At 40.0% G+C, this 11648-nt stretch carries 14 protein-coding genes; 8 read left to right on the top strand and 6 right to left on the bottom strand.

Features of this window, described 5'->3' with window-relative positions; all coding sequences use genetic code 11:
* Window positions 1-22: 22 nt before the first annotated feature.
* Genes KXJ59_RS09290 through KXJ59_RS09280 form a run of 3 tightly spaced genes read left to right on the top strand, consistent with a single transcriptional unit; the run spans window position 23 to window position 4564 of the window.
* The gene (locus KXJ59_RS09290) at window positions 23-2425 is read left to right on the top strand and encodes an ABC transporter permease (protein WP_295203626.1); all 2403 of its coding nucleotides are present in this window, start codon (window positions 23-25) and stop codon (window positions 2423-2425) included.
* Window positions 2426-2454: 29 nt separating this feature from the next.
* On the top strand, window positions 2455-3123 hold the full coding sequence (locus tag KXJ59_RS09285) for an ABC transporter ATP-binding protein (protein ID WP_295203623.1): 669 nt from the start codon (window positions 2455-2457) through the stop codon (window positions 3121-3123).
* A gap of 19 nt (window positions 3124-3142) precedes the next feature.
* Complete coding sequence (locus KXJ59_RS09280; protein ID WP_295203621.1) at window positions 3143-4564, top strand: TolC family protein; 1422 nt, start codon at window positions 3143-3145, stop codon at window positions 4562-4564.
* A gap of 50 nt (window positions 4565-4614) precedes the next feature.
* On the opposite strand, the gene KXJ59_RS09275 is transcribed toward KXJ59_RS09280, so the two are convergent.
* Together KXJ59_RS09275 and KXJ59_RS09270 are read right to left on the bottom strand one after the other, a co-directional pair.
* Entirely contained in the window at window positions 4615-5073 is a 459-nt protein-coding gene (locus KXJ59_RS09275) for a DinB family protein (protein WP_295203619.1), read from the bottom strand.
* 190 nt (window positions 5074-5263) lie between these two features.
* A complete protein-coding gene (locus tag KXJ59_RS09270) occupies window positions 5264-6013 on the bottom strand; it encodes a zinc-dependent metalloprotease family protein (protein WP_295203618.1) in 750 nt (249 codons plus the stop codon).
* A 213-nt stretch (window positions 6014-6226) separates the two neighbouring features.
* Here KXJ59_RS09270 and KXJ59_RS09265 point away from each other — a divergent pair, with 213 nt between their 5' ends.
* Window positions 6227-6673 (top strand): acyl-CoA thioesterase, encoded by a 447-nt coding sequence (locus tag KXJ59_RS09265; protein ID WP_295203616.1) that lies wholly within the window; start codon window positions 6227-6229, stop codon window positions 6671-6673.
* 120 nt (window positions 6674-6793) lie between these two features.
* Here the strand turns inward: KXJ59_RS09265 and KXJ59_RS09260 are convergent, their stop codons facing one another.
* The 3 genes from KXJ59_RS09260 to KXJ59_RS09250 all read right to left on the bottom strand — a co-directional run bounded on the left by KXJ59_RS09260 (window position 6794) and on the right by KXJ59_RS09250 (window position 8997).
* Window positions 6794-7507, bottom strand: a complete 714-nt coding sequence (locus KXJ59_RS09260) for a TlpA disulfide reductase family protein (RefSeq protein ID WP_295203613.1) — start codon at window positions 7505-7507, stop codon at window positions 6794-6796.
* Between the two features lie 99 nt (window positions 7508-7606).
* Entirely contained in the window at window positions 7607-7810 is a 204-nt protein-coding gene (locus KXJ59_RS09255) for a hypothetical protein (protein ID WP_295203610.1), read from the bottom strand.
* Window positions 7811-7998: 188 nt separating this feature from the next.
* A complete protein-coding gene (locus KXJ59_RS09250; protein ID WP_295203609.1) occupies window positions 7999-8997 on the bottom strand; it encodes a fatty acid desaturase in 999 nt (332 codons plus the stop codon).
* Window positions 8998-9133: 136 nt separating this feature from the next.
* Between KXJ59_RS09250 and KXJ59_RS09245 the strand changes: the two genes are divergently transcribed.
* From KXJ59_RS09245 to KXJ59_RS09230, 4 genes are read left to right on the top strand one after another with little or no spacing between them, the layout of a single operon-like run.
* Window positions 9134-9535 carry a hypothetical protein gene (locus tag KXJ59_RS09245; RefSeq protein WP_295203607.1) on the top strand — a complete coding sequence of 134 codons (402 nt, stop codon included), beginning with the start codon at window positions 9134-9136 and terminating at the stop codon, window positions 9533-9535.
* A 42-nt stretch (window positions 9536-9577) separates the two neighbouring features.
* Window positions 9578-10126, top strand: coding sequence for an inorganic diphosphatase (locus tag KXJ59_RS09240; protein ID WP_295203604.1), 549 nt, complete (start codon window positions 9578-9580; stop codon window positions 10124-10126).
* Window positions 10127-10131: 5 nt separating this feature from the next.
* Window positions 10132-10572, top strand: a complete 441-nt coding sequence (locus KXJ59_RS09235; RefSeq protein WP_295203602.1) for a sulfite exporter TauE/SafE family protein — start codon at window positions 10132-10134, stop codon at window positions 10570-10572.
* Between the two features lie 44 nt (window positions 10573-10616).
* Window positions 10617-10769: a hypothetical protein gene (locus KXJ59_RS09230; RefSeq protein ID WP_295203599.1), complete on the top strand. Its 153-nt coding sequence runs from the start codon at window positions 10617-10619 to the stop codon at window positions 10767-10769.
* A 56-nt stretch (window positions 10770-10825) separates the two neighbouring features.
* Here the strand turns inward: KXJ59_RS09230 and KXJ59_RS09225 are convergent, their stop codons facing one another.
* Window positions 10826-11590: a C40 family peptidase gene (locus tag KXJ59_RS09225; RefSeq protein ID WP_295203596.1), complete on the bottom strand. Its 765-nt coding sequence runs from the start codon at window positions 11588-11590 to the stop codon at window positions 10826-10828.
* Between the last annotated feature and the right edge of the window lie 58 nt (window positions 11591-11648).

Below are 11648 nucleotides of genomic sequence, written 5' to 3'. Positions count from 1 at the left end.
ATCACAACATAATATCAACAATATGTTTAAGAACTATCTGAAAACCGCATTACGAAGCCTATTCAAAAACAGGTTTTATGCAGTGATCAATATTTTCAGTCTAACGGTGGGACTCAGCTGTTGCATTCTGATTACGTTGTATATCGCGCATGAAACCAGCTATGATCGTTTTCATACCAAGGGTAACCGTATTGCAAGGGTAATCATGGAATATAATTTTGGAGGAGGAAGTACAACAACAGGCAACTTCACCAGTACCAAAGTGCTTCCTGCTTTCAAAAGACAGTTTCCACAGATTGAAGAAGGTGTAAGGATGCACCAGTTGGAAAGGGTTATCGCCTATGAAGACAAACTCTTTACAGAGAAAAAAGTGATGTTTGCTGATTCTACTGTTTTCGATCTTTTCAATTTTCCACTGCTGCAGGGCAATCCGAAAACTGCATTATCAGGCAGTAAAAAAATAATTCTTACACAATCAACAGCAAGGAAATATTTTGGCAACACAGATCCTGTTGGGAAAATCTTGTTCATCAGTTCAACACGTACTCCTTTTGAAGTAACAGGTATTATGGCCGATATCCCTGTCAATTCTCAGATGCGGTTTGATATGCTTGCTTCTTTCTCTTCACTGGAAGCCAATCAGGAAAGAACTTACTGGAACGCTAATTACACCACTTATCTGATGATGCGCTCTCCTGATGACATTAAAACCGTTGAAGCAAAAATACCCGGGTTCATTAAAGAGGAGATGAAAGACCAGGGCAGTGTACATCTCACTTATTTTCTTGAACCTTTTTTCTCCATTCATCTTCAATCGCCTTATGACAGTTTTGAGCCCAACAACAATATTCTATATATCTATATTATCACAGGTGTGGCTTTACTGATATTGTTAATTGCCTGTTTTACCTATATCAACCTGAATACTGCAAGGTCTCTTGAACGCGCCAAAGAAGTGGGCATCCGTAAAACTGCAGGTGCCACTATTAAACAAATTTTTGTTCAGTTTATGGGCGAATCGGTGGTACTTACCATACTGGCAACCGTATTAACGGTTATTACAGTATGGTTACTCCTTCCATTATTTAACCAGCTTACAGACAAAGAAATTCCGATAAGTCTGTTTTATTCAAAAACAATCATTCTTTCTTTGCTTGGCGCTGTACTGATCATCATACTACTTTCCGGAAGTTATCCTGCACTTATAGTTTCACGTTTTCAGCCCATCAAAGTATTAAAAGGTTCTTTTGCCAGAACAAGTTCAGGAAATACACTGAGACGATCTCTGACTGTATTCCAGTTTGGCATTTCTCTCTTTCTGCTGGTATCTACTTTTATCATACAGAAACAGTTACATTTTATTCGCAATAAAAAAATGGGGTTCAATCGGGAGCAGGTTATTATACTGCCTTCTGATAGTAAAATAATGTCTACTATCGGGGTATTCAGAGCCGAACTCAAGAAAATACCCGGTATTACTTATGTTGGCAGGGCTCAGCACTCCCCTCATAATATCATTGGTGGATATAACATGCGAAGTGCCCAGATGCCTTCCAATGCGCAACTCAATGTAAAAGCAGACCCCGTTGATGAAGAATTTATTCCGGCTGCAGGTCTTGAAGTATTGTATGGATCTAATTTCTCTGAAAAAGACATCGCTAATGTACAGGACTACACTTTCGATATGGACCCAGCACTTAAAAACTTCCCTTTTATCATCAATGAAACGGCGGCCAGGCAGCTTGGCTGGGAGCCCTCAAAAGCAGTAGGACAGAAAATGTTTCTGGATGATACCAGACCAGGTTATGTAAAAGCTGTAATAAAAGATTTTCATTTTGCCTCCATACATAACCCGATTGGTCCACTGGTACTTTTCCCTACGCAATGGAGTAGTATCCTTCTTGTAAAAACAACCAAAGGAAACATCAGCACCATACTCGCAGGTCTTGAAAACAAATGGAAAGAACTGGCCCCTCACCGCCCCTTTCAATTTAAATTTCTGGATGATGAATTCAACAGCATGTACACATCAGAAATTCGTTTGGGAAAAGTGTTCAACATATTCACCGGCATTTCCATTTTACTCGCCTGCATTGGTTTACTCGGGCTTTGTTCTTATGCTGCCCAACAACGCATTAAAGAGATTGGGATAAGAAAAATAATGGGTGCAGGTGTAACAGATATCATACGACTTATGTCGGCCGATTTTATCAAACTATCGCTGATATCTATGGCAATTGCATTCCCGCTTGCCTTCCTGAGCATCAACAAATGGCTACAATCATTTGCTTACCGCATAGATATCAACTGGTGGTTGTTTGGTTTGGCTGCAGTGATTGGTCTGGCATTGGTTTTATTTACCACCGGTCTGCTCGCAGCAAGGGCCGCATCGATCAACCCTGTTAAAAATTTAAGAACAGAATAATACGAGTGCTATTTATTTAAACATCAATCATGATACAACTTAAGAATATATTCAAATGGATAAATACAGGCAGTAACCGCGTGTTTATTTTAAAAGATATCAACCTCGAAATCGGAGAAGGAGATTTTGTTTCCATCATGGGGCCATCGGGTTCGGGCAAGTCTACCCTGCTCAACATTATAGGTATGCTTGACGAAGCCTCAGAAGGTCAATACTTATTTAATGATACAGATGTGTTTTCATTGAAAGAAAAACAACGTTCACAACTGTATAAAGAAAACATTGGTTTTGTTTTTCAGGCCTATCATCTCATTGATGAATTAACCGTTTATGAGAATATTGAAACGCCGCTTTTGTATCATAACATCAAACAATCGGAAAGACAGGCCATGGTAGCCGATATACTCGACCGTTTTAATATTGTAGGAAAAAAAGATCTCTTCCCTTCGCAGTTATCTGGCGGACAACAACAACTTGTAGGTATTGCAAGGGCTATTGTAACAAAGCCTAAACTATTACTGGCCGATGAGCCTACCGGTAATCTTAATTCTTCGCAGGGTGAAGAAATCATGGAACTGTTTCGCAAACTGAATGAAGAAAACGGCACAACCATTATTCAGGTAACCCATTCAGAAAAAAATGCCGCCTACGGAAAAAGAATTATTGAACTGCTGGATGGCAGGGTCGAAAACAAATAAAATTCAGCCAAAGAATATTATGAAACATATCATTCTCATTATATCTGTATTTATCTTTCAGCAAGTTATTGCACAAAATCAGGCAGGGCAACTCAGTCTGCGTACTTGTATTGAAACAGCTATTGCCTATAATTTACAGGTGAGACAAACAGCTTACCAACTGGCAACGGATAAAACAAGTTTACAACAGGCCAAAGCCGGTCGCCTGCCCTCACTGAATGGCAATATTGCACATGGCATCAATCAGGGAAGAAGTATTGACCCTTTTACCAACAGTTATGTAAACAGTGAAATAACACAGGCCAACTATGGCATTAATAGCAGTATTACACTTTGGAACGGCTCGGCCATTACTCACTCCATAAAACAGAATCAACTGAATGTGCAGGCAAGTGAAATGAGCTGGCAGCAGGAGAAAGACAATGTAACCATCAATGTAACACTGTCTTACCTCCAGGTATTGAATAATAAGGAACAGTTGGGTATCGCTGAAAAGCAGGTAGCTGTTACCAAAGGGCAGGTTGACAGGCTCATCATACTCAACAACAGCGGCGCCATTGCTCCTGCAACTTTGTATGATATGCAGGGACAATTAGGTGGCGATCAGCTTTCTCTGTTAACCATCAGAAACAGTCTTGAAACTGCTAAGATAACATTGGCGCAGTTAATGAACCAGCCTTATGCACCAGACATGGAACTGGAGCCATTAGAAACAAAAGGAGCCCCTGTTTTGTATGACGCAGGTGCCGATCAGGTTTTTAAAACTGCCACACAACAACTCGCTATGATTAAAGCTGCAGAACTCAGGCAGCAAGGTGCACAAAAGGCTGTTTTAACAGCACGCGCCCTGCTCTTACCCACTCTGAGCTTAAATGGTGGATTAGGCACGAACTATTCCAGTGTAGCCAGCAGACAATTATTATTAGGCACCAGCGATGTGGCCACACCCCAGTATGTAACTGTAAACAACAATAAAATATCTGTGTTTGCGCCACAAAGTAATTTCAGTTCACAGAAAATCAGCTATGGTGATCAATGGAAAAACAATTTCAACTCTTCTATCAGTATCAATCTCCAGATTCCAATACTGAACAGGATGCAGGCTAAAACCAGAATCAGACAGGCGGAGATTACAGTACAAAGAGCCACCTATGAATCGGAAAGCATCAAAACACAGGTACATCGTGCTGTAGATCAGGCTTATATTAACATGAATACTTCCTTTGAAAGGTACAAGACTTTAGAAAAACAGGTGGAAGACTTTGCGGCTTCTTTTAAAGCTGCAGAAGTACGTTTTAATTCGGGTGTAAATACAGTAGTGGAATATATGCTGGCCAAAAATAACCTGGACAGGGCCAATGCCAATTTTGTAGCCGCTAAATATGATTATATACTGCGTATAAAATTGCTGGATTTTTATCAGGGCAAAGCATTATGGTAAAAGATTGATTTCTTGAATTTTGATTTTTGACTTTAGCCTTAGCTTTTACTTTATGCATTCTCCTTTTTTAGAAGAATGATCTGTCCCATATGATAGCCATCGTGTTGCAAACAACCGATTATTAATTGGTAATAGGTTTGTCCTTTCATGGGAGAGGCTTTGTCTAAATCAGCGGAAGGAAATGACCGGATGGCTTTTACCAGTTGTTTTTGTACTTCTTCAAAATGAAGCAGGGTTTCCTTCCATGCTTGTTGATCTGCGGTTTCAGGTTGATAAAAATCGGGCATGGGTGGATTACCCAGCACTCCCTGCATTCTTATCATGACTGTTTTACGCCAATAGATGATATGATTTACCAGTTGCCAAATCGAATTAAATGTCTCTCCCTTTTTCTTAGTCGCAAGGGGTACTCCAACGCCTTTTATAGCCTGTTTAAAGTTGAGACCAATCCAGCATTCGCCATCATAAAAGGCTTCGAAGAGTGCTGCTATTTTTTCTGATTCGTTCATCTGATTTTAAACCCACCTCCATAGGAGTCCTTTGGACCCGGCCTCTCTGCTTCGCAAAGAGGGAGATAAGTTGTATAAATTTATGCTCTTTTTCTTTACATACCCCATCTTACACACAGCCCCCTGTTCCTTGTTTCTTATTCTCCAAGGGAGTCCTTCAGACCTTGTCTCTTATTTCTTATTCCTTATTTCACTTTCCTCCATTCCCCTTCAAATCTGACAAACAATTCGCATCCAATGTTGGCACAGAATTATTAAACATATTCATTAAGCCTGTTGTTTCAATGCTATAATACATGAGGCAGTTAGTATTATTACAGTGGGCCCTGTTATCCGCATCTTCATGCGGGGTGACCATGGCTGAACCGTTGTTGGTGAGTCCGAGTAAGTGACCAATTTCATGTAACAGTACACCTGTCTCCACTTTTACCCTGCTGGCCTGGTTAATACCACCACTATTGGCCTGTATTGTTTTTTCAAATAAACAGATGGCCGTATTACGATAGGCCACACCTACTACTCCATTGGTTGAATAATCCGCATCGGCAAAAAGAATATACAGACTGATCTGGCTACCATCTGTATAAATTGTTCTGTACTGGTCGGTAAAACTGGTAATATCTGTAATACTCACTGTAGGCTTGCCCAATGAAGCCACTTGTCTGGAAATAAAGGTTATTCCAGCAGGCTTATTGAGTCGTTCCGTTAAAAAATTAGCAAGATTGGTAAGGGTTTGCGACTGAGGCTGCATACCCGGTGCATACTGCAGTTCAATACGCAGTGATTTATAAGTATCGGCAGCCAATAAACCATTAGCAGAACTACCTGCAGATTGTTTATCAACATTAGAAGTAGGTCCACTGATGATACTGCTGGTGGTTTCCTTTTTACAGCCTGCTATAACCAGTGTAAGCAGGCAGAAAACGAATAGTTTTTTCATAAAACGCATTTAGAAAAGGGTAACTACATGATATATGAAAAAATTATGCCAAAAAAAGATGTAAGATGTCTGATCTTAAATGTCGGATCTGAAGTGTCTGTTTTTAGGAAGTGCTAGATCTTTCCAAAAGTTTTATATCCATCGTGTTCTATTCATACAGGGCTGGACAGGCTTGACCATTTACTATTACTTTTGTAGTAAAACATATAATTTATGATGACCACCCCATACACCAAACAGGTTGAAGTACGCTGGAGCGATCTGGATCCTAATTTTCATCTTCGACATTCTGTGTATTACGACTGGGGTGCTTTTGTGCGGATGTCGTTTATGACGGAAAGAGGTATTACCCCTTCTCTGTTGATGCAGTTACATACAGGCCCTATTCTGTTCAGGGAAGAATGTATTTTCAAAAGAGAAATCAGTTTTAATGACAAAGTTGAACTGAACCTTACCCTCACCAAAGCCACACATGACATGGGTCGCTGGAGTATGAAACATGAAATCTGGAAAAATGGCGACACACTGAGTGCCATCCTTCACATTGATGGTGCCTGGCTCGATACAAAAATCCGTAAACTCACCGTTCCACCTGATTCTTTCAGGGAAGTATTTGAATCGGTACCTAAATCAGCAGATTTTAGTTGGATTGAAAAATAAGCTAAGCTCAATAGAAACTCTTTTTACAGAAAAAATAAAAGAATAAAAGCCATTCACATAACTCACCCACTTCTACATTCGACATTCCTCTGTTCCTCTGTTCCTCTGTTTCTCTGTTCCCTACGGCTTCCCTCCCAGTGCCGCATCAATTGATTTTTTTAACCAGGGTACTGTTTCCATACCATAACCCGATGTGTGGAATGCTACTTTTCCTTCTTTATCCAGTACCACATGTGTAGGATAGGATGTAATACCATATTGTGATGCGATGTATCGGCCTCCATCAACGATGCCATAATTGAAAGGCATTTCTTTTAAAAAATTCTTCAGTTCATAGGCTTCATCCAATGCCACAGCCAAAAAAATTACATCCTCTCTGCCTTTATAGGTTTCAGTCATTTTATTCAGGTGTGGAATTTCCATGCGACATGGCGGACAATTGATAAACCAGAAATTCAATACCACTACTTTACCTGCGAGATCCTTAAGGTTGTATTTTTTCTTGTCGAGTGTTACGAGTTTTGCATTGCTGATATTAGTTCCCGTTCTGAAATATGCACTCTCCCTTGGCTTGGGCATTCGTTCATCACGGGCTTTCATTTCTGCCTCATTTAATCTCACCAATAGAAATTCGGGCGGATCGGCATTTATATTGAGTGCTTTGATATTATATTCACCTGTTTGCAATAATTTTTGCCAGATGACATAGGGATAAATGGTACCGGATGAATCTTTTACAATCGTTTTCTCATTCAGCGAGATTTTAGTACCGGGCGTTTGTGCATTCGTACACAAGGTGAATAGTACGGCAAGGAAAAAGCATAACTGTTTCATAGCAGGATTTGTTTCCTCAAATTACAAAGATTTTTAACATAAAAAAAGTCCGTTCCGCATCAGCGGAAGGACTTTATGAAATGAATTGGTATCAGGGTATTAATACTCCCAATGGAAAGATGCACGCGCAGTTCTTACATTTCTGCGGAGTTTCCAGAGGTCAATGGCTCCAAATGGAGTGCTCACAATTTGTTTTTTTGTGTTGATTACATCAACAGCAACAGTTTCTTTTACCTCTCTAACCAGTTCTTTCAGTTCTTCTGCTTCTATCTGGACAATAGAAGGCATTACATTACTCTTCATAATATTTCATTTTATTCTTTACAATATCGTTTCAGTGAGCAGTATCAGGGGGAAATAAAGTCAATCGTTGGTGCAGAATGCAAAGCGAACCCGCGAGATGTTATTACCTGCTCATTTTCAGGGTGCAAAAGTAGTACATAACAGATTCATAAAAAAATAAAACTGTAAAATAGTTGTTAATTCGGCGCTTAGTTCGTTTGAGTGGCGAGATCTGGTGTTGACTGGTCGCACAAGGGAACCGCACCCCTGTTTTTACGCACAATACGCGAGTAGAGACTGATCTCTTTATCGAACAGAAATCGGAAAAAGAGTTTTGTCCAGGATGTATGATAAGACAATGAATTATAAAACGCTGGTGCCGTATTTCGTATTTGAGGTAAGCGATTCCATGGAATAGAAGGAAAATCGTGGTGCTCATTATGATAGCCCACATTGAATGCCACATGATTCAATACACCATAATAACTATAGGTTTCCTGTTCGCCATGGGTTAGATAATGTTCCTGTATCCAGCGTGCCCCTAACGGATGCAACCCTACGGAAAAGAAAAAACTGAGCACCATAAACACCAGTGCCTTCGGACCGATAAATAAAGTAACCCCTGTTACAAAAGCAATTTGTACCAGCCAGTTCAACGCAATCCATTTATCAAAGGGTTTGATTTCTTTTAACCTCGAAATACGGAACAACTGAAAAAATGGATAAAACAAGAGCCAGATAACTTTACCAATAAAATAGTTATCAATCAGTTTGGCTTCCCAATGGTTGGGCAAGTCGCCATCCAGTTCATGCACGCCCTGAAAAGAATGGTGTTTGATATGGTATCTTTCAAATGAAACTGAACTGGGGAATATCAGTGGCATATTGGCAAATATGCCGGCCAGTCTGTTGGCTACCGGCGACTTAAAAATGAGTCGGTGCGAGCACTCGTGAATCATCACAAATAAAGCATGATCGGCAAATGCACCCAATAAATATGCAGCACCCAAAACAATCCACCATGATTGTCCCTCCACTGCCCACCCCATCAGGGTTTGAAACAGTACCAATGCCAGGATGGCAATAATGGTTAAGGGATTTTTTCCGATCAGGTTCCTGATTTGCGGATGTGCTTTTAGAATGGTTTTGGTACGGTTACGATGTGGCTCCGATTCCTGAGAGTAGACAAAACTTTTTTTCTGCTGCATATTTGTTCAATATATAGCTATTTCCAGAAAAACAATGATTTTGTTTCACATATACAAACAACTACACTAAAATGATGCAAATACTGAAATTTGAGGGGGTTTCAAAAGACGGTATTACCTTTATCAAAAAAAGAGCTTGAAACAACTGCTATTATCCTTATTGGTATTTCTGACAGCCTGCGGTGAGCAAACAAATAGCTACCCTGCTGCTGAAAATGCATTAGATGCAGGACGGGAATTTATTGACGCCTGTTTAAAAGGCGATTTTACCAAAGCAAAATGGTATATGATAGATGACAGTACCAACCTTGCACATTTGCAGAGAGCTGAAAACAAGTTCAGGACTTATGATAAGGAAGGGCGTCAGCAGTTGAGAACGGCATCTATTAATATCAGTGAAGTAAGTGATATTGATACCGCAACCTCTATCATTTATTACAGTAATTCATTCGATCAGCAACCTTTAAAAGTAAAAGTGGTTAAGCTGAATGAAAAATGGCTGGTTGATTTCAAATACACTTTTAACCCAAATCTCTGATTATTTTATCCCCTATTGGATCAAATTATAAAGCAACAAATTATGCAATCAACTGTTCTTCATCCCTGGCATGGTGTTCATTTTGGTGAACACGCACCCCGCATTGTAAATGCCATTATTGAAATACCACAAGGTTCAAGGTGTAAATATGAGATTGATAAGACCACAGGTTTACTAAAACTTGACAGGGTAATCTTTTCTTCTTTTTATTATCCCATCAATTACGGATTTATTCCTCAATCGTATGGGGGTGATAAGGATCCGCTCGATATACTGGTCATCACTTCCCTGCCTGTTCAGGCACTCACACTAATGGAGGCCAAAGTAATTGGTGTAATGCAGATGATTGATGGAGGCGACCCCGATGATAAAATAATCGCCGTTGCAGCAACCGATCCCGGCGTAAATCATTATAACAACATTGAAGAATTACCCAAGCATTTTTTTGATGAACTCCGCCATTTCTTTGAGGAGTATAAAAAACTGGAGAATAAATCAGTAGTGGTAGAAGATTTTGGTGATAAGGCCAAAGCATTATCTATTGTTCAGGAAGCGATTGAATTCTACAAAGAAAATTTCGGCGACAAATAAATACTATGAATACTACCACTATTATTTTATTGATCATCATTGGCTTGGCTGCCGGATTTTTAAGCGGACTTGTGGGCATTGGTGGCGGTATCATTATTGTGCCGGCCCTGGTATTATTACTTGGCTTTACCCAAAAACAGGCGCAGGGAACATCGCTGGGTATTATGTTATTACCGATTGGTATTCTTGCTGTGATTCAATATTACAAACAGGGTTATATCAATGTAAACTATGTTTTAATTGTTGCACTGGCTTTTGTGGCAGGGGGCTTTCTTGGAAGCAAACTCTCGCTTTCGCTGAGTGATGAAAGAATGAAAAAAGTGTTTGCCGTGATCCTGTTTATTATTTCCGTTAAAATGCTTTTTTTCGACCGCCCGGCCGATAAAAAAGAGCGGGCTGACAGCACTATCAGTCAAGCATCACCAAAAAACCATGAAAAAGGCTGATGCCGATTCGACCCATCACCCTATCTTTGCCAAAATTCAAAAAAATGGAAGCGAAAAAATCCACTGCCAAATACTGGGCCCTTTTCTTTTTCTGGTTTGCCACAATGATCGTTTTATTGTTTGTATACCGTGAGTTTTTCTGGCTGGCATTGCCCGGCACAGTTACCTATTTTGCCAAAGGCATGGATATTATGTAAGATTTATTGATCAACTGACTTATATAAAAAAGGCAACCTTTCGGGTTGCTTTTTTATTATGCATATCTTTTAATGATTCTTAACTGATGTGTTCTTTTTCCGCTTTGTGCGTGTACAATGCCCATATTGTCGATCGGATCGATTCGTACCTGTCCGGATGCATGTATGATACTGTCTGCCGATAACATCATTCCTACATGTGTTATCCTGCCTTCAGCATTGTCGAAGAATGCCAGATCGCCACAATGTGCTTCCTGCAAAAAACCTATCGTTTCACCAATAGCCGCCTGCTGGTAAGCATCGCGTGGCAGTCTGATACCAAAATGCCTGAATACCTGTTGCACAAAACCGCTGCAGTCGATACCAAATATCGAACGGCCACCCCATAAATAAGCAGTATTAAGAAATTGCCTGGCTACTACATTTAGTTGATCTTCCGCAAAGCTTGCTTTATCTGTTTCCCAGCATGCTGAATCATATGTAAAGTGAAAACCCTCCACCGATAAAGTATTAGCTGAGAAAAGGTTTAGGGGTGTTCCAGCACCAATCATCATACTGTTACCATTGATTTCCAGCTTCGATGACCATCCTTTACTCAGCCTGTTTGAAGAGGCAACCGGCGTTTCTTCCATAAATATAAGTTGCGATTGCTGGCACCATCCTTCATACTCATCGTATAAAGTATGTACCCGTACAAAATCGCCCGCTGTTTCCAATACTGTTGCCAATTCTCCAAATAATAATTGACTCACCATTTCTGAGCGATGTGCCGCTTCTTTACGCATGGGGCAAACAGCCACCAAAGGCATCACAAATGACATAGCTTTGATTTGTGTTCAAGATATGGAATTTAAAAGGTTGGGCATCTAATAAGAAATA

This window comes from Sediminibacterium sp. (assembly GCF_019264485.1).
Taxonomy (GTDB): Bacteria; Bacteroidota; Bacteroidia; order Chitinophagales; family Chitinophagaceae; genus Sediminibacterium.
This window is presented reverse-complemented; position numbering and strand designations above follow the sequence as displayed.